This window comes from Polyangium sp. y55x31 (assembly GCF_029946505.1).
Lineage (GTDB): Bacteria > Myxococcota_A > Polyangia > Polyangiales > Polyangiaceae > Polyangium.
Window position 1 is genome coordinate 1 of sequence record NZ_JARZHG010000050.1, and the last position, 21,819, is coordinate 21,819.

Below are 21,819 nucleotides of genomic sequence, written 5' to 3' on the forward strand. Positions count from 1 at the left end.
TCGGTCGAGCCGGGGACGGGCGGGGCCGCCTGCGCGTTGCGGCGACCGCCGGCCGCGGCGCCGCCGCCCGCGCCGCCCGCGCCGCCGAGGAGCTGATTCAGCGTGCCCGAGAGGTCCTTGCAACCAGCGTGCTGGAGGGGCAATACGTGCATTTGCCCCTCGCCGGATTGCGGGACGTCCATGCGCTTGATGAGCTCGAGCAGGCGCATGTAATCGGGCTGGTTCGCCGTGATGACGAGCGAATTCGTGCGGTCGTCGGCGATGATGCGCGCGCCGCCGCCCGCGCCGCCGCCGCCCGCGCCGCCCCGCGCGCCGCCCTTGCCTCCGGCGCCCGGCTTGAGATCGAGGATCTCGTTCAATTTCATGGCGACGTCGTTCGCCCCGGCATAATGGATCGGCTCGAACCAGATCTGATCCCCCGCGCCGCCGACGTCGATGTCCTCGAGGATGCGGATCATGCGCTGCACGTTCGAGCCCGTGTCCGTCATGATGATGAGGTTGCCGGACGGGTGGACCGTGATGTCGCCCTCCTTCGATTTGAACTTCCCGAGGACGTTCGCGGCCTCGTTCGGATCGACGCTGGCGACGCGATACATGCGGGTGATGAAGCGATCCTCGGCGGGGACCGCGGTGCCGGCGCCGTAAATGGGGGTCGTCTGCGAGACGACGCCGGGGGTCTCCACGATCTTGAGGAAACGGCCGTGCGGAATGACGGTGAGGCCGTTCGTCTCGAGGATCGAGAGGAACGCGCTGTACGCCTCCTGCACCGTGACCTTGTCCGGCGAATACACCGTGGCCTTGATCTGGCGGAGCTTGCCGCCATAGATGAAGCGCCGGCCGGTGATGTTGCTGATGGCCTTGACGAGCTCGTTGAGGTCGGCCTCCTCCAGATTGAAGGAGACCATGAAGTTGCCATTACGCGGCTTGAAATCGATTTCCTTCGGGCCCTGCTTGACGCCGGCCATGGGATCCTCGCCGACGACGGGCGCGGGGCCAAACGGCGTCGCAGCGCGCGGCGGCGGGCCGGGCGGGAAGCCGGGAGGATTGCCCGCATTCGGGTTGGCCCCGGCGCCGCCGGCCGCCGCCGGGGGCGCGCCGGTCTGGGGGGCGGCCTGCGGGCGCGCGCCGGGCGTCTTGAGGACGGGCGCGCCGCGCGGCGGACCATTCTGCGCGGACGCGATCGCGGGTGCGGAGGCGCAGAGCAGCGCGGCGAAACCGAAGCCAAACCTTCCCAGGCGGGAGTTTCTGTAAGGCGTGTTCATGATCCTCGAATTCGATTCGGTCATTCGCTACGGAAGACTTCAGGGCGTGGCCTCGGCGGGCGGCTCGGCCGGGGCGGCCGCTTTACCACGCTTCGGGCGCGGGAGCTTGGTCGTCGGTTTGCCCGGCGTCGCCGCGGCGACCTCGGCCGGTTTGTCCGAGCTAGACTCACTCGCCTCGCTGGATTCGCCCCGGGCGGGCAAGACGGATTTCGCGATCGTGACGACGAGCAGGCTCGCGAGGGCGACGAAGCCGATCGAGCCCACGACGAACGTGCCCACGTAGAGCAGCGTTCGCTGGAGGAGGCTTCCCTCGTTGAATGCAGGCAGCTTGAGCTTGGCCATCCCTCGGTCTCCCGTCTCGATGCCGTTCGTCGCGGAACCGTTCGTCCCGGTCACTTGATGTTGAAATCGATGTTCATCGGCTTGCCTCGCCGATTGACGCTCACCTGGAGCTTGTCCGCGGTGCGGAGCCGCGCGTATGCCTCGAGCGCTTTCTGCGGGTCGCTCATCTCGAAGCCATTGATGGACTGGAGGCGGTCGCCATTCTCGAGGCCGAGTGTACCGAGCAGCGATTCCGGGCGCACGCCGAAGAGCCGGATCCCGACGACCTTGTCGCCCTCCTTTTCGGGTACGATGCGCGCCGACCGCATGAGCTCCGCCTGATTCTCCAGGATCTGATCGACGACCGAACGCTCGACGTCGAATTGGTTTTCGCTGATCTTGTGAATCTTGTCCGCGATCTCCTTCGGAACGGCTTTCCCTTTGCCTTTCGGCTTCGGCGCGTCCGGCGTGCTCGAAGGCGCAGGCGAGGCGGACGCGAGCTTCTTCGGCGGCTCGCCGTGCACCTGCATCTGGCAGCGCGAGCTGCCGCTCATGAGCCACACGCGATCCCAGCCGATCCAGTAGATCTGGTGGCCCGAGACGTCGTCGCCGCGCCGCCGGAGCTGCGCTTTGCCGTCCGAGCCCGCAATGGCCGCGAACGACCAATCGGGATCTTCCGATTGCGTGATCAAAAGGACCTTGCCGACGTCGCAGACGGGATCGTTGTAAGGATCGCTGTTATCGGGCGCCGGCGACTCGGCGGGGCTCGGCAGATCGAGGGGCTTGCCGTCGAGAGGGCCCGTGACGGAGTCGAACGGGTTGCGGCTCAGGATCGGCCCAGCGTTGACCGTGCGTTCCTGTCCGGAGCTCGTGTGCGACGCGCCACCCTTGGGCGGCGGCGGCGGCGGTGGCATCGACGACGGATCGAGCAGGACGCTGCCGGCGACGAGCTCGCCCATTCCGGACGCCTGGAAATAGGCGGCGGAGGCGATCAAGAGGCAGATGACCGCGGGAAAGTAGCGCTTCAGGATCGCATCGAGTCCCATGAGCCCAGCTCCGTACTAGCGAGAGACGTGCCAGCCCCGACCTTAGCGCTTCCCGGGCCTTTTTTCGCGCGGGAAGGCCACGATCGACAAGGTGGCGAAGGGGGGAGGGTGGGGGCGGCGAGGATTGCCAAAGTGACAATCGGATTTTCAAGCGACGGGGTCGCCCCGGTCTTCCCGGTGATCAACCCTCGATCTCTCCGAGCTTGCGATAGATCGTGCGGGTGGAGATCCCGAGGAGCTGGGCGGCGACGGATTTGTCGCCATGGGCGTAACGGAGGGTCTCCCGGATGAGCCGGCGTTCGACCTCGTCGAGCGGCGTTCCGACCGAGAACGTGATCGTCTCGGGGGCCGCGGCGAGGCTCTCGCGGATCGACTCGGGGAGGTCCTCGACGGACAATTTCTCGCCGCGGCAGAGGACGGCGGCGCGCTCGATCACGTTTTCCAGCTCGCGGACGTTGCCCGGGAACGAGTAGTCGAGCAGGCGCGCGATGACCTCACGCGGGGCTTCGAGGCGGCCGCGATTGTTCTTCGCGCAGTAAACACCGAGAAAATGGTCGACGAGCAGCGGGATGTCCTCGCGGCGCGCCCGGAGCGGAGGCACGGTGATGGCGATGACGTTCAGGCGATAAAAAAGGTCCTCGCGGAAGCGGCCGGCCGCGATCTCGGCGCGGAGGTCCTTGTTGGTGGCGGCGACGATTCGAACGTCGGCGCGGACGGTATCGCCGCCGATGGGCTCGTATTCGTTTTCCTGCAGGACGCGCAGGAGCTTGACCTGAACGGAAGGCGTGAGCTCGCCGATCTCGTCGAGGAAGAGGGTGCCGCCCGCCGCTTTGGCGAATCGACCCTCGCGGCGCGCGAAAGCGCCGGTGAATGCGCCGCGCTCGTGGCCGAAGAGCTCGGCTTCGAGGATGGTCTCCGGGATGGCGGAGCAGTTGACCGCGACGAAAGGCCCGTGGCGGCGCGCGCTGTGATCGTGGATGTAACGAGCGACGAGCTCCTTGCCCGTGCCACTTTCGCCGAGGACGAGCACGGTGGCGGACGAGGGCGCGGCCTGCGTGGCGACGTCGAGGACGCGGCGGAGCGCCGGGCTCGATCCGATGATCTCGCGCTTCGTGAGGAGCTTGAGCTCCTGGCGGAGGGAGCGGTTTTCGGCGACGAGGGAGCGGCGCTCCGCGGCTTTGCGGACGCTCTTGATGATCGTCATCCGCTTGAGGGGCTTTTCGACGAAGTCGTAGGCGCCCTCGCGCATGGCCTGGACGGCCGTCTCGACGGTGCCGTACGCCGTCATGAGGACGACCTCGGTGTCGGGGGCGAGCTGCTTGATCGCGCGGAGGAGCTCGATGCCGCTGGTGCCGGGCATCATGAGGTCGGTGAGGACGACCTCGACGCGGTGTCCGCGGAGAAGGTCGAGCGCGGCGCGGGCCGAGGACGCCGTGAGGACGCGCATGCCGTCGCGCTGGAAAATCTTCTCGATGGAAGCAAGGTTACTGGGCTCGTCGTCCACCACGAGCACGGTGGGCGCGTCGGCCCCGGCCTTCGCCTCGGGAGGCGCGGGCGTCGAAGATCCTGACAGCTCGTCAACCATGTCGACAACATGTCACACCGGCAGGCACGGTGTCCACGTTGTCTGACGGTTCGTCAACTTGGCAAGGGCGAGGTGGCTGAGATCACGAAAATCGACGGGATGCGCCGTTGCCAGGATGTCCGGTTGCCAGGGTGTCAGCGGATCAACTTCGAGAGCTTCTTGAAGGACTCCGTCCCGGCGCGTCCGAGCCAGTCGAAGACGACGGTCTCCATCGTGGTGATCGTGGCGCCGGCGGCGCGGCAGAGTTCGAGGCCGATGGCGCGGTGATCGTCGCGGCGCGAGGCGACGCCGTCGGCGATGACGTGCACGTTGGTTCCACGTGTGGCGAGCTCGCGCACGGTCTGCATGACGCAGACATGCGTCTCCATGCCGAGGACGATCGCGTTGCGCGGCGTGCCGATCGAGGCCCACGCGCGCTCGAAGCCACGTTCGTCACAAGCGGAGAAGTCGATCTTCTCGACGACGGGCGCGCGGAGGGCGCGGAGCTTGTCGCCGATCGGCGCGATCGTGCGGCCGAGGCCCGCGGGGTACTGCTCGGTGGCGATCACGCGCGCGCCGAGGAGGTCGGCGGCCTCGAGGAGCACCGTGGCAGCGCGGACGAGGTCCTTCATGCGGTCCTCGGGCATGGCCGCGGCGAGTTTGTCCTGCACGTCGACGACGAGCACCACGCTCGTCTTGGGATCGAGCCGTCGCATCGTTTGTCCTCCAACGGGTGACGAGAGCGGTCAGCGAGAGAGCCGGAAGCTCCTCAAGAATTTGACGAGGTCGCTGCGAGCGTCGAAGCGCAAGAGCGCGCGAGCGACGACGGCGCCATCCTCGTTTTTGATGGCGCCGGGGAGCACGGTCATCGATTCGAGTAGCTCCCGCACGGAGACGTCTTTCTGGCCTTCGAAGACGTACGGTTTGTCGTCGTCGCCCCGGAAGCGGAACGCGTAGGGGAGCGTGCCCGTGCGGAGGAGGTCCATGCCGAGGGTGCCGCGGAGGTAGCGATGATCCGCGAGGCCCGGGGCGTCGATCGCGCCCTCGATCTCGACCTCGGGGCGGCGGAGGAAGCGGAGGAGCGGGGCGCTCTTGGCGCGGATCGTGAACGCGAGAGGTCGCTCTTGGTGGGGCTCGTCCACGCGGTGGTAGCTGCCCGCCATCGTCTCGCGAAACTCGAAGCCGCTCACGGCTCGCCGCCCTCCGCAGGCTTGGCTTTTGGAGCAGGCAGCGGAGGTCCGGCGGTCTTCTCGTCGAAATCGTTGGAGGGCAAAAGGAGGCGCTCGACGCGGGTGCCGTTCGCGAGCGATTCGACGATCGCGGGGACGTCCTCCATCGTGACGCGGCCGTAGAAGTAGCCGTCGGGCTCGACGGCAATGGCCGGGCCGGCCCAGCAGACGTCGAGGCAGCTCGACGTGCAGGCGCGCACCTCGGTCTTCGCGAGGCCCCGATCCTTGAGCGCGTCCTTGAGAGCGGCGTGGATCTCGACGGCGCCGCGCTGCGCGCACGAGCCCTTGGGCGTGCCGTCGGGGCGGCGGTTCACGCAGACGAAGAGGTAACGCTTGCGTTGAGGCACGACGCGAGCCTTACGCCGGGGCTCGCGGCGGTCAAGTCAGGGGGTCGTGACGGAGACGGAGAGGCCGTAGTAGCTCGGATCCGAGGCGCGGCCGCCCGCCGTGACGCGCACGTAGTACGTGCCGGCCGCGACGTTCTCCGCCTTGGCGAGCGAGCAGTAGCCGAAGGCGTCGTCATTCGTGACGAGCTCCTTGCCGGTGGAATCGAGGATCGTGACGATCGTGTCGAGCGTGCTCATCACGCAGCCGCCGAGGCCGGCGTCGCCGGTCTGCGCGGTGATCACGGAGCCGTCCGTCGCGACCTGGACGGAGACGTAGTCGGCATCCATGACGGGCGAGAGGATCGCCTGCCAGCCGCTCGTGAAGGTGTTCGCCTGGGCGATCGTGTCGTTCGGCTCGGTCTCGTGGATCTCGAGCTGACAGGTCGGGCTGCATCCGTCGCCCGCGGTGGTGCCGCCGTCGTCGCATTGCTCGCCGGGCGTACGCACGCCGTCGCCGCAGGTGTTGGTGATCGCGTCGATCACGAGGCGGTAGTGGAACGTGGGGTTCGGAGTGTCGGGCGCGGCGGTGACGCGCGCGTAGTAGAGGCCCGGCTGGACGAGCGCGAGCGTGGCGCGCGAGCAGTAGCCCTCGCCCGCGTCGTCGTCGCTCGCGAGCACGGTGGCGCCGTTCGAGCCGAGGATCTCGACGACGGTGTCGAGCTTCGACGCGGCGCAGGCGCCGTCGCCCGGGTCGCGGGTCTCGACGACGAGGCTCGCGGACGCGGGCACATCAAACGAGAAGACGTCGACGTCGCCGGCCGGCGCGATTTGCGCGCCCCACGGCGAGCTCCACGCGTTCGCTTGCGCGGGCGTGTTGTTCGGCTCGGCCTCGCTCGTGACGAGCTTGCAGTTCGCGTCGCAGAGGTCGGCGCCGCCGGGGTTTCCGTCGTCGCATTCCTCGCCGATCTCGGGGTTCAGGTTGCCGTCGCCGCAGACGGGATCGGGCGGGCTACCGCCCGTGCCGCCTTGCCCGCCGATGCCGCCCGCGCCGCCTTGTCCACCCACGCCGCCGACGCCGCCCGCGCCGCCTTGTCCGCCTGCGCCGCCTTGTCCTCCGCTGCCGGAGCTCGACGAGGTGGTGGTTTGTCGCGGCGGGAGCTCGTCTTCGCCGCACGCGACGAGCGCGAGGCCGAAGAGCGCGGCGAGGGGCCAGATGCGCGAGGTCATTCGCTGTCGACGCACGAGTAGGTGATCTCCCAGCCGTTGAGGGTCGGCGCGGCGCCCTTGTTGGTGGTCGGGTTGAAGGTGACGGAGAACTCGAGGAACGACTGCCGCGCGCCGGGCAAACCGAGCTTCGTGTACATGTCGATCGGGCACGGCGAGGGGCCGGCCATGGTGCAGAGCTGCGTGTCGACGGGCGAGGTCTTGGCCGTCGCGAGCGTGGTGAACGCGCCCGAGAGCGCGGCCGCGGTGTCCGCGGTGCGCGCGGCGAAGGCGAGGTTCGAATCGCCGGGCGTGACGCTGTCGTAGGCGAAGTAGCCCCACTGCACCTTGGTGCCCGTGGGGCACGTGGCCTGATACACGTGCGTGAACGTCTGCGCGGTGTACGCGCCGGGGCAGCCGAGCTCGACGTCGATCGTCGCGCCGGCCGAGTTCAGCACGGTCTGGCACGTGGTCGGGCAGAGGAAGATCTTCTTCGGGTTCTGGGCGTTGTCGTAGTACCAGCCGTTGCCGCACGCGGCCTGGCTCGCGACCTTGGCGAACGAGACGGCGTTGCCGGACGTGGGCATGAACGTGACCGTCGCGTTCGAGGGATCGAAGAGGCCCGCGTTCGGCAGGTCGAACTCGCACGCGACGACGTCGCCTTTGATCTCGAGCAGCGCGGAGAGCATCTGCTGCTGCGCGTCGCCCTGATCGGTGACGAAGAACGCGTTGGCCGTGCCGCCCTTCTGCGCGATGAGGTTCATCAAGGCGACGTTCGCGTCCTGGATGCCGATCGCGTACGTGAGCACGCCGGCGTTGAGGTACGCGTCCTCGGCGTAGCCCGCGATCGTGTTCGAGTCGGTGCCGCAGGAGTTCGGGTAGCCGTCGGTGACGAGCACGACGACGGTCTGCTGGTTCGGGTTCGCGAGCTGGTAGGCCTTGGCCCACTTTTCAGCGCCGGCGAGCGCGGGCAGGAGCGGCGTGTCGGCGGCGGGCAGGGTGTTGTTGATCTCGTTGATGAGCTTCTGCTCCTGCGTGTCCGTCGGCGCAGACGCGGTCGTGAGCTTGCCGAGCGCGACGAGCGGGACCGAGCACGCGTCGATGCTGCAGTTCGTGTCGTCGCAGCCGGTGACGGGCTTGTAGTGCTCCCAGAAGCGGAGCGCGACGCCTATGCCGGCCGAGGCGGGGTCCGAGAAGAAGGCCTTCAGCGCGCCGGTGGTCTTGCCCCAGCGATCGTTCGTGGTCATCGAGCCGGAGCGGTCGAACTGGACGAACATGTTCACGGGGCGGATGGTCCGGCTCGTGACGGAGGAGCAATCGGGCGCCTCGCAAGCGTTGCCGCCGCTCGAGAGCGACCAGTTGTTCTCGCAGAAGCACTCGGTGACGTAGGGGTTCGCCGCCGTCTTCTTCGGCGGGTTGATCATGATCTCGCGGTTGCCGTTGCCGATGCCGCAGGCGTTCGCGTCGACGTTGATGCACTTGCCGGGCGGGATGGGCGCCTGCGTGAGGCACTCCATCATGCCGGGGTGCGTCTGATCGGGCGTGCACTTCGGGTACTGCTGCGAGTTCGCCGGGAAGTGGACGAGGCGGATGCCCGTGGGCGCCTGGGTTTGTCCGTGGTTGCAGACGGGTACGACGCCGTTGCACGGGACGCCGACGGAGAGGTCGATCCCGGGGCATTTCGGGTCGGTTTCGCCGGGCAGCCACGGCGTGCACACGCCCTTGGCGGGGCAGCTCTCGTTGCAGAGCGTCTTGACCTTGTCGACGCAGAGGTTGTCCCACTTCGTCGTGCAGCACGAGGGGCTCGCCTGGCAGATCGTGGCGACGCACGGGTCACAAGCGGCGCTCAGCGCGGAGCCCGAGTAGCACTTGTCGTGCGCGCAGGGCGGGTCGGTTTTGCACTCGGCGCCGCAGAGGCTGTAGACCTTGTCGACGCAGCTCGGCGTCCAGCTCCCCTGCACCCCGGCGCAGCTCTTCGGGCACGCAGCGGCGAAGGCGTCCACGCAAGCCTGCGTCCACGTGCCGGTGCAGCAGGTCGGGTTCGCCGTGCAGACGGTGTTCACGCAGGTGCTGCAGGTCTTCTTCAAGCCGACGCCGGTGACGCACGGGTCGTGCGCGCAGGTGCCGCTGTACGGGACGAGGCAGCAGGTCGGATCCGCGGTGCAGATCGTCTTCACGCACGGATCACACTCGGGATAGAGCCCTTCGCCGACGGAGCACTTGTGGTGCGAGCACGTGTTCGAGGTCGGGCTCTCGCACTGCATGTTGAACTGGCAGTCGGCCGCCTGGGCGCACGGCTCCTTCAGGCCCTTGTTCACGAGGCCGTTCGGGAAATCGTCGAGGTCGCCGGTCTGCCAGTTGAAGACGCTGCCCCCGGCGTCGAGCTTGAGGCCGGCGTCGGGCTCCTCGTCGAAGACCTGGCACGAGGGATCGCAGGGGTTGTTGGCGCACGCGCTCGAGACGTGGTTCAGGATGATGATGCCGCCGCCCTGATCGTCGTCGGGGCGCGCCGAGGTCTCGCGGATCTTCGACTTCGGCGGCGCGGCGCGGGAGGAGATGGTGCCCTCGGCGCAGGGGGCCCACTCGCCTTCGACGCACTGCTGCGTGCCGTCGAGGCAGGTGAGGATCCCGTTTTGCTCGCCGATCGTGACGTGGCAATCGCGCGCCTGGCCATCCACGCAGGGGCCCACGCTCGGGCCGGCGCCGGTCCCGCCGCTGCCGCCGCTGCCGCCCTCACCGGGCCGCGCCCCGAGCGGCCCATCGGCCGAGCACGCGGCGAAGACCACGCCGAGAGGCGCGAGGACGAGCATCACGAGGGCAAAGGTCGAGCGGAGAGCCGCGCGGGATCCCGCGCCGGACGAGCCGTTCTTTTCGAGCATCCCTGTCGATCTGCCCGACGCACGCGCCATGGGTCGAAACCTCCGGTGGATCCTTCGCAACAAGCGAAGACTGCAGGATCCGGGGCGAAAGAAGCAAGCAACGTGCCCCGAACGGTCGGGCCGTGTCCATGCGAAGGCACGGGCGCTGAGGCGGAATGCGCGTGGGTGGCTTCGCAGTCGAGGACCCTGGTAACGCCGTCTACCGGGGAAAAAGTTGCGTAGGCCGCAACGGTTTCACAACCAGCGCACGCCGCCCGGGGGCGGGAGGGAGCGCCTCGAAAAACGGGCTTGTCGGGGCCCGGGTCCACGCGCATGCTCGGCCCGGGCGAAGGCCCTTCCCGGCCCGACGATGCGGCCGACTCCCGATGGCCCTGGCTCGCCGGATCGGGGAAAGCTCCAAGGACCGTGCACGCCCACTCCATCGCCGGATTCTTGAGCGCGTGGGTGGTCGCGTACGTCGCGATCGCCACGTTCTGCTTCGTCGCGCGGCGGAAAGAGCGCCTGCGCGGGCGCGAGGTCGACTTCGTCCTGTTCGGGTTCCTCTGCCTCGCGCTGTCGGTGCACACGGCGGGCGTGGCAGCGCTGCACGTGATGCGGGACGCAGCCCTCGTGCGCGGTTCGCTGCTCGCCTCGGACGTGGGGCGCGTGCTCGCGGCGGCGCTGCTCGCGCACGTGGTCGCGCATCTCTCGCAGATGCGCCTCGCCCCGCGGGTGCTCTTCGCGATCTACGGCGCGGCGGCGCTTCTCGGGGTCGCGAGCGTGATCGAGCACGTGCGGCAGTTCGACACCGTGGCCGAAGCGCCGGTGTCGCTGCTCGGGCTCTCGGTCGTGGAGGTCACGACGCCCGCGCATCCGCTCGCGGCGGTGCTGTCGGTCGGCTCGTTCGCGACGGCGGTCTTCGGGATGACGGTGTTCGTGCGAGGCGCGCTGCGCGGGCGGTCGGATCTGCTCCCGTCGCTGTGGGGCGCGATCGCGCTCGTCGTGAGCACGGGCTACGACGGGTTTCACGGGGTGCTCGGGCAAGGCAAGCCGCTCACGAGCCCGTACGGATACGCGGCGTTCGTGATGGGCGTCGTGATGTCGCTGCTGTCGCGTTACGTGGCGCTGCGGCAAAGGCTGGAGGAGCGCGCGTCGGAGCTGAAGCAGAGGTCGGCGGAGATCGCGCGGGCCTACGAGGATCTTCGCGCGGCGCAGGCGGAGATCGTGCGCAAGGAGCAGCTCGCGGCGGTGGGAGAGCTGTCGGCGGTGATCGCGCACGAGGTGCGCAACCCCTTGGCGATCATCACGACCGCGGTGGCGACGCTCCGTCGTGAAGGGCTCGGCGAGGACGATCGGCAGACGCTGCTCGGGATCCTCGACGAGGAGGCGTCGCGGCTGAACCGGCTCGTGGGGGATCTGCTCCGGTACGCGCGGCCCGTGCGGTGCGAGCGTCAGCCCGTGTCGGCGCGCGAGATCGTGGAGCGCGCGCTCGCGCTGTCGCAGAACCAGACGAGCGTGAAGGTGACGCTCGTGGAGCCTGAGCCGCTCGAGCGGATCCAGGCCGATCCGATGCTGCTAAGGCAGGTGTTCGAGAACATCGTGACGAACGCGCTGCAAGCGATGCCGGGCGGCGGATCCTTGACGGTGACGCTCGTGGCGCACGCGGAGAGCGGCGCGAGCGGGGTCGAGGTGCGCATCGCGGACACGGGCGAGGGGATGGACACGTCGGTGCGCGATCGCGCGCTCGATCCGTTCTTCACGACGCGCGCGGCGGGGACGGGCCTCGGCCTCGCGATCGTGGCGCGGATCGTGGACGCGCACGGCGGGCGGCTGTCGATCCAGAGCGACGTGGGCGCGGGGACGGAGGTGCGGATCTTCTTGCCGCAGCAGGGCGAGCCTGCGCCGGGGCGGAGGTCGGTGCCGCCGGAGATCAACCGGACGAGCTCGCTGCCGCCGATGCCAGTAGAAGTCCGACGCGCGTTCGCCGGGAGGAAGACGTGACGAGAGGCGTAGATCAAAGGGCCCAGCGGCGCGCGGAGATCGTGCGCGCGGACAAGCGGTACGTATGGCACCCGTACACGCCGATGCAGCGGTACATCGACGAGGTGGATCCGCTCGTGGTCGAACGGGCCGCGGGCGCGCGGTTCTTCGACGTGGATGGGCGGAGCTACCTCGACGCGAATTCGAGCTGGTGGGTCGCGACGCTGGGGCACAACCACCCGCGGCTCGTGGCGGCGCTCGCGCGTCAGGCCGAGAAGCTCTGCCACGTGTCGCTCGCGGGCGTGACGCACGAGGGCGCGGCGGTGCTCGGCGAGGAGCTCGTATCGATCGCGCCGCGGGGCCTCGGAAAGGTGTTCTACAGCGACGACGGCTCGACGGCGGTGGAGGTCGCGCTGAAGCTCGCGCTGCAGATGTGGCACAACGAAGGAAGGCCCGAGCGGCGGCGGTTCGTCGCGCTCGACGGCGCGTTCCACGGCGAGACGATCGGCGCGACGAGCCTCGGGGGCGTGGAGGTGTTCCGCAAGCCGTTCGCAGGCGTGCTGATGGAGTGCATCCACGTGCCGCCGCCCGAGGGCGATACGCCTTCGGATGCAGGGTATGCGCGGGCGTTCGAGGCGCTCGAGAAGCTGCTCGCGGAGGGCAGCGACACGATCGCGGCGGTGGTGCTGGAGCCGCTCGTGCAAGGCGCGACGGGGATGCGGATGTACGACGCGGCGTACCTGCGGCATGCGCGCGCGCTCTGCGATCGGTACGACGTGCTGCTCGTGATCGACGAGGTGTTCACGGGCTACGGGCGCACGGGGCCGATGTGGGCGTGTGATCACGCGGGGATCACGCCGGACCTGATGTGCCTCGCGAAGGGCTTTTCCGGCGGCATGTTCCCGATGGCGGCGACGCTCGCGACACAACGTGTCTTCGACGCGTTCCTCGGCGCGCCGGAGCGAGCCTTTTATTACGGGCACTCGTTCTGCGGAAACCCGCTCGGCGCGGCCATCGCGCGCGAGGTGCTCGCGATCTTCCGGGAGGAGGAGATCCTCGCGAAGGCCCGCGCGAAGGGCGCGCGGATCACGAAGGCGTTCACGGCGATGGGCGCGATCCCGGGTGTGTCGCGGGCGCGCTCGCTCGGGATGATCGGCGCGCTCGATCTGTCGAAGGGCGCGAGTTATCTCGGCGAGCTCGGATGGCGGGTGTACGCAGAGGCGAGGCGGCGCGGGGCGTATCTGCGGCCGCTCGGCGACGTGGTGTACGTGGCGCCGCCGCTCACGATCACGGACGACGAGCTCGAGACGCTCCTGGGGATCGTCGAGGAGAGCGTGCGGGCGGTGCTGCGTTAGCGCGTCTTCCCCGAGCGATCCCTGCGCCTTCGCAAGCGAATCGCGAGCGCGCCGAGCCCCGCCAGGACGGCCGCGCCGGACGCACTCGACGCGCTTCCCAGGCCGCAATCACAGCCGCCCGCCGCTTCGAGCTCGTGCGGCGAGCCTCCGCCGGTGCCGCTGCCCGATCCGCTTCCTGCGCCGATGCCGCCACACGCGGTCGGCTCGATCCCGAGCGTCGCCGCGACGCCAGGCCAGCTCATGATGCACGCCTCCGGCGTCGTGGCGCCCTCGCCGCATTCGAGCGGGCAGATCTCGGCCAGGTTGTAGATGTTTTCGAACGTCTTGCCCTCGTCCTTCGAGAGGCCGACCGTGAAGCCGTCGACGAACTGGTTGCCGCACGCGTAGATGCCCGCGGTCGTCCACGTGAGGCAACGCGTGTAGATGCTGCTGACCTTCTGGAACGCGAGGTCCGCGGTGTTCGCGATCTGGACGCCGTCCTTGGGGCCGCCGATCGCGACACGCGTGCCGTCGGGCGAGAGAGCGAAGCCGAGCAGGTCGTCGGCGGCCGTGAAGACCTCGGTGAACGTGGCGCCGGCGTCGTCGCTGACGAGGAGCTTGTCGACCGGATCGCCGCTCAGGCGCAGGTAGACGCGGTCGGGGTTGTCCGGGGCGATCGCGGCGAGGAACGGGACGAATTTCGCGTACGCCGCGTCGAGGTAGGTGCGCGTCCAGGTGACGCCGCGATCGTCGGAGCGCTCGATCGCGGGCGCAAAAGACTTGCCGACGATGCCGCTCGCAAAGACGCGTTGCGTGTTCGAGGGCGCGACGTCGACCGTGAGGGCGATGAAATCGCTCAGGAGCGGCGTGCCGGCCTGCGTCCAGGTGGCGCCGTTGTCGGCGGTCTCGGCGAGGATCACGTGGAAGCCGTCGGTGCCCTTGCCGGTGGAGGTGATGGCGACGCCGCGCGAAGGGTCGTCGCGGTGGACGGAGACGTCGATGACGTACTCGTCTGTCAAGGGATCCTGGACGAAACCCCAGGAACAGCCGCGATCGTGGCTGATGCTGAGGCCTTCGAAGACGCCGGCGAGGATGGTTCCGTCGCCGAGCACGCCGATGGCCGGATCCTGGGTGCCGCCGTAGCCGACCGCGCCTTCGCAGCTCCACGACCACGCGCCGCCCGCGTCCGAGCTCTCGAGGATGCCGTACGTGGTGCGCAGGACGATGTGCGAAGGATCCTTGGGGTCGACGACGAGCTGGTCGGCGATGGGGAAGCGTCCGTTCGCGTGGGATTCGGCGGGCGCGAGGAGCGAGAAGGCCGCGATCGCCGCGGCGAAGGGGAGCAAGCGCATGGCCGATCCTAGCGCGTCGACATGCGCTCGGCGGCCGCGGCGTCTTCGTGTCCGAGGCGAACGTCCCGTAGCTCCGCCCCGAGCAGCTCGATCGCGGCCGTGACGAGGGGGTGATCGGCGATGGCGCGGCGCGCGTTGTCGAGGCGGGCGCGGAGGCCGGCGCCGTCGATCTGCGCGACCGTGACCGCGCCGCTCTGGGGACGGAGCGTTTCGAAGGTGACGTCGGGGTTGCCGCCGTAATGCGCGGCGAGGGCGGCGCGGATGGCCTCCTTGGCGATGGGCTCCTGCGCTTGCCTGCCGAGGAAGGAGTCGGCCTCGAAGCCGAGCACGATGCCGTCGGGGCCGATGCGGAGCAGCGCCGCGTGCTCGAGCACGGAGGCGAGGGGCGCGCGCTTGGCGCGGACGAGCTCGATCACGGCGCGAAAGGCGGCGAGATCGGCGGGGTTCGGGGCGGAAGGTGCTCGGGACGCGCCCTCGGCGGGAGGCGGAACGGTCGAAGGACGGTTCACGGCGCCGTTCTGCGGAGCAGAGAAGGAAGGGCGACCGCTCGCGGCGCCATTCTGCGGAGCAGAGAAGGAAGGGCGACCGCTCACGGCGCCGTTCTGCGGAGCAGAGAAGGCAGGTGGGCCGCTCGCGGCACCGTTCTGCGGAGCAGAAAAGGAAGGGCGACCGCTCACGGCGCCGTTCTGCGGCGCAGAAAAGGTAGGTGGACCGCTCGCGGCGCCGTTCTGCGGAGCAGAAAAGGTAGGTGGACCGTTCGCGGCGCCGTTCTGCGGAGCAGAAAAGGCAGGTGGACCGTTCGCGGCTGATGGACCGGGTGATGGGTCGGCGGAGGCGCCTCGACGCTGGCCCGGCGGCGTTCCCCCGCCTTGCATGGGCCTGCCGTGGCCGGCGCTTCCCGAGGGCGCGCCGCCCCCGCCGCTGCCGAGTAGGCGACGTTCCATCTCCCCGATCCGTCGCAAGAGCTCGTCCACCGGCATCAAGGGCGGCCGGCGCGCGAGGCGTACGAGCGTCATCTCCAGCGCCGCGCGTGGTTGACCGCTCCGCGTGACGTCGTCGTACGAACGCGAAAATCCTTGATGCAAACGCGCGAGGTCGTCGGCGTCCGCGCGCGCCGCGAGGGACTTCACGTCGGCGAGCTCGCTGTCGGCGAGGTCGAGCAGGCCCGTCGGATCCGCGGAGACCTTGGCGACCACGAGGTCCCGCAAATGCGCGAGGAAATCCCGCGCGACGTGCGGCAGATCGTAGCCCTGATGCGCGAGGTCGGAGACCGTGCGCAGGCACGCCTCGGCGTCGCCGTCGACGAGCGCGGCCGCGAGCCCGTGGAGGACCGAGCGATCCGCGACGCCGAGGACCCGCGCCACGCCCTCGGCCGTGAGCTTGTCGCCGTCGACGCCGACCCACGCGAGGACCTGATCGAGCAAGCTCATCGCGTCGCGCATGCTGCCCGCGGCCTCGCGCGCGATGATGGAGAGCGCCGCGTCCTCGTAACCGACGCCCTCGCGGTCGAGGACGAAGCGCAGGCGCGCCGTGATCGAGAGCGCGCTGATGAGCTTGAAGTCGTAGCGCTGGCAGCGGCTCAGGATCGTGACCGGGATCTTGTGGACCTCGGTCGTCGCGAAGATGAACTTCACGTGGGGCGGCGGCTCCTCGAGCGTCTTGAGGAACGCGTTCCACGCGTTGTTCGAGAGCATGTGGACCTCGTCCACGATGAAGATCTTGAACCGGTCGCGCGAAGGCCGGTACGGCAGGCTCTCCTGGAGCTTGCGGACGTCGTCGACGCCGGTGTAGCTCGCGCCGTCGATCTCCTGAACGTCGACGTCGCTGCCGACGGTGATCTCCTTGCAAGGAGCGCACTCCTGGCAGGGCTTCGACGTCGGACCCTTCACGCAGTTGAGCGATTTCGCGAGGATGCGCGCGCTCGTCGTCTTGCCGACGCCACGGACGCCCGTGAACAAGAAGGCGTGCGCGACGCGGTTCTTGGCGATCGCGTTCTCGAGCGTGGTCGAGACGTGCCCCTGACCGACGAGATCCTCGAACGACTGCGGTCGGTACTTGCGCGCGAGGACGACGTAGCTCATCGCCGCCTCGACGTAGCAGAAAGGCGCGGCCGCGTCTCCCTACCCCGTCCCCGCAACCGGACCGGCGCGGCGGGCAGCAAGCGAGCGAAGAGGCGCGCCGGGGCGTTCGTCCGGCCTTGCAGCCCAGCCGACTTCACGGCATACACGCTCCTCCCATGCAATTTCGCGGTGGAATGAACGAGCTGGTCCGCCAAGCGGCCCGGATGCAGCGCAAAATCGACGAGGCGAAAGCCAAGATCAAGGACCACGAGATCTCGGCGACCGCCGCGTCGGACAAGGTCTCGGTCACCGTGACCTGCGAAGGCAAGGTCCGGAAGATCGCGATCGATCCGGACTTCCTCGCGGCCGAGGGCCTGGAGATGGCGCTCGACGCGGTGGCAGCCGCGGCGAACTCGGCGCTCGAGCAGGCCGACAAGCACGTCGAAGCCGAGATCGCGAAGGTCACGGGCGGCGTGAAGATCCCGGGAATGCACACGTAGTGGCCACGCGGAGCCCCACCTCCTACGTCACGCGCACCTCTTCTTTGCCCGAACGTCTGACACGCGTCGCGCACCTGTTCGCGCGGCTGCCCGGCGTCGGCGAGAAGACCGCGCAGCGCTTCGCCCTGTTCCTGGCGACGGCGGACGAGGAAGTCGCGCGTGATCTCGGCGCCGAGCTCGCCACGCTGCGCGACCACGTGCGGCCCTGCGAGCGCTGCGGGAACATCGCCGAGGTCGTCGAGGGAGCTCCGCCGGACGAGCCCGTGCGCTGCGCAATCTGCCGGGACGAGCGGCGTGACAAGGCGCTGCTCTGCGTGGTCGCGCGGGTGCAAGACCTGCTCGCCATCGAGCGGAGCGGCGTGATGCGCGGGAAGTATTTCGTGCTCGGGCGGCTGCTCTCGCCGCTCGACGGGATCTCGGCCGAGGATCTGCCGCTCGAGCGGCTGCGGCGCATCGTGAAGGATCCCGAGGCGCCCGTGAGCGAGGTGCTCGTGGCGACGCCGCCGTCGGTGGACGGCGAGGCGACGGCGCTGCTCGTGGCGCGCGAGATGGCCTCGCTCGGCGCGCGCGTGACCCGCATCGCGAGCGGCGTGCCCCACGGGGGCGACCTCGAGTTCGCCGATCAAGTCACGCTCGGCCGCGCCATCGAGGGCCGGAAGAGCTTCGGCTGAACGGAGGGTACGACAGATGCCGAAAACCATCATTTCCACGAAGGATGCACCCGCCGCGATCGGCCCGTACTCGCAGGCCACGCGCGCCGGGAACCTCGTCTTTTGCAGCGGCCAGATCCCCATCGACCCGAAGACGGGTGAGCTCGTCGCAGGCGGGATCGAGGCGCAGACGAAGCAAGCGCTCGCGAACCTCGGCGAGGTGCTCCGCGCCGCCGGCGCGTCGTGGCCCGACGTCGTGCGGACGACGATCTGGCTCGTCGATCTCGGCGATTTCGCGGTCGTCAACCGGATTTACGGAGAAGTCGTGGGCGCCGAGCCGCCCGCACGCGTGACCATCCAAGTGTCGGCGCTGCCGAAGGGCGCCGCCGTCGAAATCGATGCGATTGCCCATGTTTGACACCTGGGCAAAGTCAATCCCCAGGGGAGCCTCGAAATGACCACCAAGGACGATAGCGACAACCCCGAGAAGAAGACGCGCAGGATCGTCCGCTCGGCGAGCACGCGGCGCGAGGGCGAGCCCGGCACCGACAGCCCGACTGCGGAGGCAAAGCCCACGCAAGAGGCCGGGGAGGCGAAGAAGGAGCCGGCCGCCGGCGAAGGCGCCGCCGCTCCCGCGCCGAAGCCCGCCGCGAGCGGCCCCGGCGGCAGGCCCGAAGGCGTGCGCCGGATCGACATGCGCGGGCCCCGTCCGCCCGCCGGCTCCGCGAGGCCGAGCGGCGGTAGGCCGCCGCCCCGCGGCCCCCGAAGGGACAACGGCGGCGACTTCATTCCGCGTCAGGAAGAAGGGATGCGCCCGCGGCCCGGCCCGAACGCCGCACGCTCGCCCATGGGCCCGGCCCGCCCCGCCCGTCCCGGCGCCCCGCCCGGGGAAGCCCGCGCCGAAGGCGGCGAGAGGCCGCCGCGTCTCGATCGAGGCCCGCGCCCGGACCGGGGTCCGAGGCCGGATCGTGGTCCGCGTCCGGATCGGGGTCCGCGGCCGGAGCGTGGTCCGAGGCCGGAGCGTGGTCCGCGTCCCGAGGGCGCAGGCCCGCGTCGTGATCGTCCGCAAGCCGCCGCGCCGAGCGCCGCCGCGTCCGCCGCCGCGGGTGAGGCCCAGGCGAAGCCGGCCGCCGCCGTGAAGCCGGCCGCGCCGCCCGCGAAGCCGGCCGCGCCCGCGCCCGCCCCGAAGCCGGCCGCGCCGAAGCCGAACATCGTGACGATCATCGCGCCGCCCCCGAAGGCGAGCGGCGGCCCGAAGGTTTCCGCGCCGAAGCCGGCGCTGACGGCGAAGGAAGCCCTCGCCGCGAAGGCGAAGGCCGCGCAGGCGAAGGGCAAGGCCCCGGCGCAACCCGCGAAGGCAGAAGGCGCCGCAGAGGCCCCGGCGGCCGCAGCGGCCCCGGCGTTCGAGGCGGCCGATCTGTCGGCCGGCTGGGACACGGCCGTGGAGGCCGCGCGCAAGGCAGGCGATCGCAGCGCGGCCCTCGTGGACGCGTGGCTCGCCGGCTCGAACGTGGAGGCGATCGCGGCCGTGGCCGACGCGGACGACGCGCCGGGCGCCGCGCGCAAGGCCGCGCGTCGCGCGATCAACATCCTGAAGTCGCGCGGGACGGCGATCCCGACGCGGCCGCGGGTGGCGCGCGTCGACGCGAAGGCCGAGGTGGTGCTCGAAGCGACGTTCCTGCCGCCCGACGGCAGCGGGACGTCGGCCATCTCGATCACGAGCCGTGACGCGAGCGGTCGCTACCACCTGGCCGAGGTGATCGTGCGGGACCCGATCGGCATCCTGAACGCGGGCAGCGCGTGGATGAGCGGCTCGCAGCTCAAGGAAGGCCGGAACCGCGCGCTCGAAGGGCTCGGCGTGTCGCCGGCGCCCGTGTCCGTGGAGTGGGCGCGTCATCGGATCGCCGCGGCGCGGAAGCAAAACGCCACGTCGGGGCAGATCGTGCCGCTCGGGTTCGAGGGCTGCCGCGAGCTCGTCGAGCCGTGCCCCGAGGCCGAGCCGCCGCATCCGGTGGCCGATCTCGAAGCCGAGGTCACGAGCGAGATCGCCTGGGCGCGCGCGCCCGGGTCGGCGACGCTGCACGAGGAGCCGGAGTTCCGGTCGTGGCTCCCCGATCGCGGGAGCCTGGAGGAGCTGCTCCAGCGGCTCGGTCAGCGGCTCGGGCCGGAGGGCGTGCGCGATCCGCAGGCCGTGAACGAGGCGCTGCGCGAGGAGATCGCGAGCGCGACGGATCGCTTCTTCTCGCCGGAGGCGCGCGCGATCATCGCGACGCGGATGCGAGACGCGGCGATCTCGGTGCGCACGCGGAAGGGCAGCGATCGCGCGGCGGACGTGCTCGCAGTGGCGCGCGCGGTGAAGGAGGCGGGGCTCATCACGTCGCCGCCGAACGAGATTCCCTTCCTGCTGGGCTTCTTCCAGAAGGGGATCAGCGTGCTCGCGCATCAGGGTGGCGGGTCGCTGCGCATTCCGGTGGCGCCGCTCGGGCCGCAGGTGCCGCAGGCTGCTCCGCAGGCTCCCGCGGAGGGGTCGGCGGAAGCTTCGACCTGATCGCCAGACCTCACCCCCCTAACCCCCCTCTCCACGCCGTGGAGAGGGGGGAATAGACCACGGCGCTTTTGCGTCGCCCATCCCCACATGTCGTCGAAACGCGAGGTGCAGCGCCCGCGTGTTCGGGCCCGGTGTTCCGCTTCCGATCGGCGCGCCGTCGACCGCGACGACAGGCAGGAGCTCGCGCAAGCTCGACGAGAGGAACACCTCGTCCGCCGAGCGCACGTCGTCGGGCACGAGCGGGCGTAGCTCGACGGAGAGCCCCGCTTCACCGGCGATCGCGAGGATGTGCGCGCGCGTGATGCCCGCGAGGATCCCCGCCTCCTCGGGCGGCGTGATCAGCGTTCGTCCCCGCACCACGAAAACGTTTGAGGTCGTACCTTCGACGATCTGCCCCGCGGTGTTGATGATGAGCGCCTCGTGCGCGCCGACGTCACACGCCTTGCGGATCGCGAGCACGCTGGCGAGGTAGTTTCCGACCTTGGCGCCATGCGCGGCATCGCAGGCACGCTCGGTGCGATGCGTGATGACGGCGACGCCGTCGCGGTACATCGCCGCCGGGAGGAGCTTGAGGGGCTCGACGAGGATCACGCGCAGCGGATGCGTCGCGAGGCGCGGATCGAGGCCGAGCGGGCCGGTGCCACGCGTGAGCGTGGCGCGCACGTAACTCTCGGGGTTCGCCGCCTCCGCGAGGGCTCGTTCGATCTCGGCGGCGAACGCGGCGCGATCGATCGGCATGGGGATCGCGACCTGCGCGGCCGATCGTTCGAGGCGCTCGACGTGCTCGTCGAGGGCGAACGGGCGGCCGCCGTAGGTGCGGATGGTCTCGAAGACGCTGTCGCCGTAGAGGAAGCCGCGGTCGTAGACCGAAACCTTTGCGTCCTCGGGCGCGTAAAACCTTCCGTCGATGCAGGCGATGCGGCTCATGGTCGTCGACCGAGAGCGTGTCACGGATCGTCGCCGAGCGCGCGCAGGGCCGTCACGCGAGCGTCGTCGATCGCGCGCGCGAGGGTCGCGCCGTCGAGTCCGCGTGGATCGAGCGGCGCGCCGAGCGCGACGGCGACACGCGAGAAGGGGCGGGGGATCTCGAACTTGTCCCACGTCCGCGCGAGGACCCACGCAGAGGAGCAAGCCGACGCGAGAGGCACGACGAGGCCGCCGCCGAGCTGCGCCGCGAGGATCGCGCCGACGCGCTCTCCGTCACCACGCACGACGCCGCGTGGTCCACGCGGGCCGTCCACGGCGAAGGCCGCGTCATGGCCCTGGCGCATGCGACGAACGATGCCTTTGAGGCCCATGGCGCCGCCGCGCGAGGACGAACCACGCTCGATGACGAGTCCGAGCGATCCGAGCGCGCCGGTCTGGATCTCGCCGTCGTCGGAGAGGCTGACGAGCACGGCCGTGCGGCGACGCTTGGGCCAGCGGTGCAGCGCGAATTGCTGACCGTGCCAGAAGGCGAGCACCCAGGGGGTGCCGTCGGTTCCGTCGAGATCGGGGTGGGTGACGAGGGAGAAGCGGACAGAGCGGAGGAGGACGCGGGCGACGAGCCCCAGAGCTTTGCCGAGGGCTCGTCGCCGTTTCACGGC

19 protein-coding genes are annotated in these 21,819 nt (G+C 70.0%); 6 read left to right on the forward strand and 13 right to left on the reverse strand.

Annotated elements, in window-relative coordinates:
• The 9 genes from QHF84_RS44990 to QHF84_RS45030 all read right to left on the reverse strand — a co-directional run.
• Positions 1 to 1,262 (reverse strand): secretin N-terminal domain-containing protein (locus tag QHF84_RS44990; protein WP_281319788.1); only part of this gene is annotated, 1,262 nt, incomplete at its 3' end.
• Between the two features lie 39 nt (positions 1,263 to 1,301).
• Complete coding sequence (locus tag QHF84_RS44995) at positions 1,302 to 1,604, reverse strand: hypothetical protein (RefSeq protein ID WP_281319789.1); 303 nt, start codon at positions 1,602 to 1,604, stop codon at positions 1,302 to 1,304.
• Positions 1,605 to 1,654: 50 nt separating this feature from the next.
• Complete coding sequence (gene gspC, locus QHF84_RS45000; protein WP_281319790.1) at positions 1,655 to 2,629, reverse strand: type II secretion system protein GspC; 975 nt, start codon at positions 2,627 to 2,629, stop codon at positions 1,655 to 1,657.
• Positions 2,630 to 2,810: 181 nt separating this feature from the next.
• Positions 2,811 to 4,214 (reverse strand): sigma-54 dependent transcriptional regulator, encoded by a 1,404-nt coding sequence (locus tag QHF84_RS45005; RefSeq protein WP_281319791.1) that lies wholly within the window; start codon positions 4,212 to 4,214, stop codon positions 2,811 to 2,813.
• Between the two features lie 134 nt (positions 4,215 to 4,348).
• On the reverse strand, positions 4,349 to 4,909 hold the full coding sequence (locus QHF84_RS45010; protein ID WP_281319792.1) for an isochorismatase family protein: 561 nt from the start codon (positions 4,907 to 4,909) through the stop codon (positions 4,349 to 4,351).
• 30 nt (positions 4,910 to 4,939) lie between these two features.
• Positions 4,940 to 5,383: a hypothetical protein gene (locus QHF84_RS45015; protein ID WP_281319793.1), complete on the reverse strand. Its 444-nt coding sequence runs from the start codon at positions 5,381 to 5,383 to the stop codon at positions 4,940 to 4,942.
• Positions 5,380 to 5,769: a (2Fe-2S) ferredoxin domain-containing protein gene (locus QHF84_RS45020; protein ID WP_281319794.1), complete on the reverse strand. Its 390-nt coding sequence runs from the start codon at positions 5,767 to 5,769 to the stop codon at positions 5,380 to 5,382. The genes QHF84_RS45015 and QHF84_RS45020 overlap by 4 nt, the downstream gene beginning before the upstream one ends.
• A 36-nt stretch (positions 5,770 to 5,805) precedes the next feature.
• Positions 5,806 to 6,990, reverse strand: a complete 1,185-nt coding sequence (locus tag QHF84_RS45025; protein ID WP_281319795.1) for a pre-peptidase C-terminal domain-containing protein — start codon at positions 6,988 to 6,990, stop codon at positions 5,806 to 5,808.
• A complete protein-coding gene (locus QHF84_RS45030) occupies positions 6,972 to 9,860 on the reverse strand; it encodes a vWA domain-containing protein (protein WP_281319796.1) in 2,889 nt (962 codons plus the stop codon). Before QHF84_RS45030 ends, QHF84_RS45025 begins: the two co-directional genes overlap by 19 nt.
• Positions 9,861 to 10,235: 375 nt before the next feature.
• Between QHF84_RS45030 and QHF84_RS45035 the strand changes: the two genes are divergently transcribed.
• Both QHF84_RS45035 and bioA read left to right on the forward strand, forming a co-directional pair.
• Entirely contained in the window at positions 10,236 to 11,810 is a 1,575-nt protein-coding gene (locus QHF84_RS45035) for an ATP-binding protein (RefSeq protein ID WP_281319797.1), read from the forward strand.
• The gene (gene bioA / locus QHF84_RS45040) at positions 11,807 to 13,144 is read left to right on the forward strand and encodes an adenosylmethionine--8-amino-7-oxononanoate transaminase (protein WP_281319798.1); all 1,338 of its coding nucleotides are present in this window, start codon (positions 11,807 to 11,809) and stop codon (positions 13,142 to 13,144) included. Before QHF84_RS45035 ends, bioA begins: the two co-directional genes overlap by 4 nt.
• Here the strand turns inward: bioA and QHF84_RS45045 are convergent.
• Positions 13,141 to 14,475, reverse strand: coding sequence for a sialidase family protein (locus tag QHF84_RS45045; RefSeq protein WP_281319799.1), 1,335 nt, complete (start codon positions 14,473 to 14,475; stop codon positions 13,141 to 13,143). The two genes, bioA and QHF84_RS45045, sit on opposite strands and share 4 nt — an antisense overlap.
• 8 nt (positions 14,476 to 14,483) lie before the next feature.
• Positions 14,484 to 16,556, reverse strand: coding sequence for a DNA polymerase III subunit gamma/tau (gene dnaX, locus QHF84_RS45050; protein ID WP_281319800.1), 2,073 nt, complete (start codon positions 16,554 to 16,556; stop codon positions 14,484 to 14,486).
• 155 nt (positions 16,557 to 16,711) lie between these two features.
• On the opposite strand from dnaX, the gene QHF84_RS45055 reads away from it, so the two are divergent.
• Genes QHF84_RS45055 through QHF84_RS45070 form a run of 4 tightly spaced genes read left to right on the forward strand, consistent with a single transcriptional unit; the run spans position 16,712 to position 20,233 of the window.
• Complete coding sequence (locus QHF84_RS45055; RefSeq protein WP_281319801.1) at positions 16,712 to 17,035, forward strand: YbaB/EbfC family nucleoid-associated protein; 324 nt, start codon at positions 16,712 to 16,714, stop codon at positions 17,033 to 17,035.
• Entirely contained in the window at positions 17,035 to 17,706 is a 672-nt protein-coding gene (gene recR / locus QHF84_RS45060; RefSeq protein WP_281319802.1) for a recombination mediator RecR, read from the forward strand. Before QHF84_RS45055 ends, recR begins: the two co-directional genes overlap by 1 nt.
• Positions 17,707 to 17,722: 16 nt before the next feature.
• The gene (locus QHF84_RS45065; protein ID WP_281319803.1) at positions 17,723 to 18,103 is read left to right on the forward strand and encodes a RidA family protein; all 381 of its coding nucleotides are present in this window, start codon (positions 17,723 to 17,725) and stop codon (positions 18,101 to 18,103) included.
• Between the two features lie 36 nt (positions 18,104 to 18,139).
• On the forward strand, positions 18,140 to 20,233 hold the full coding sequence (locus QHF84_RS45070) for a hypothetical protein (RefSeq protein WP_281319804.1): 2,094 nt from the start codon (positions 18,140 to 18,142) through the stop codon (positions 20,231 to 20,233).
• 18 nt (positions 20,234 to 20,251) lie between these two features.
• Here QHF84_RS45070 and QHF84_RS45075 read toward each other — a convergent pair whose 3' ends face one another.
• Together QHF84_RS45075 and QHF84_RS45080 are read right to left on the reverse strand one after the other, a co-directional pair.
• A complete protein-coding gene (locus QHF84_RS45075; RefSeq protein ID WP_281319805.1) occupies positions 20,252 to 21,160 on the reverse strand; it encodes an aminotransferase class IV in 909 nt (302 codons plus the stop codon).
• 20 nt (positions 21,161 to 21,180) lie between these two features.
• On the reverse strand, positions 21,181 to 21,816 hold the full coding sequence (locus tag QHF84_RS45080) for a DUF374 domain-containing protein (RefSeq protein WP_281319806.1): 636 nt from the start codon (positions 21,814 to 21,816) through the stop codon (positions 21,181 to 21,183).
• Positions 21,817 to 21,819: the final 3 nt, after the last annotated feature.

Excerpts from the sequence above, each read along its gene's own strand:
- QHF84_RS45010 (WP_281319792.1), bottom strand. The coding sequence starts at position 4,909 with ATGCGACGGCTCGATCCCAAGACGAGCGTGGTGCTCGTCGTCGACGTG.
- QHF84_RS44995 (WP_281319789.1), bottom strand. The coding sequence starts at position 1,604 with ATGGCCAAGCTCAAGCTGCCTGCATTCAACGAGGGAAGCCTCCTCCAG.
- gspC (WP_281319790.1), bottom strand. The coding sequence starts at position 2,629 with ATGGGACTCGATGCGATCCTGAAGCGCTACTTTCCCGCGGTCATCTGC.
- QHF84_RS45030 (WP_281319796.1), bottom strand. The coding sequence starts at position 9,860 with ATGGCGCGTGCGTCGGGCAGATCGACAGGGATGCTCGAAAAGAACGGC.
- QHF84_RS45075 (WP_281319805.1), bottom strand. The coding sequence starts at position 21,160 with ATGAGCCGCATCGCCTGCATCGACGGAAGGTTTTACGCGCCCGAGGAC.
- dnaX (WP_281319800.1), bottom strand. The coding sequence starts at position 16,556 with ATGAGCTACGTCGTCCTCGCGCGCAAGTACCGACCGCAGTCGTTCGAG.
- QHF84_RS45065 (WP_281319803.1), top strand. The coding sequence starts at position 17,723 with ATGCCGAAAACCATCATTTCCACGAAGGATGCACCCGCCGCGATCGGC.
- QHF84_RS45005 (WP_281319791.1), bottom strand. The coding sequence starts at position 4,214 with ATGGTTGACGAGCTGTCAGGATCTTCGACGCCCGCGCCTCCCGAGGCG.
- QHF84_RS45045 (WP_281319799.1), bottom strand. The coding sequence starts at position 14,475 with ATGCGCTTGCTCCCCTTCGCCGCGGCGATCGCGGCCTTCTCGCTCCTC.
- QHF84_RS45070 (WP_281319804.1), top strand. The coding sequence starts at position 18,140 with ATGACCACCAAGGACGATAGCGACAACCCCGAGAAGAAGACGCGCAGG.
- QHF84_RS45055 (WP_281319801.1), top strand. The coding sequence starts at position 16,712 with ATGCAATTTCGCGGTGGAATGAACGAGCTGGTCCGCCAAGCGGCCCGG.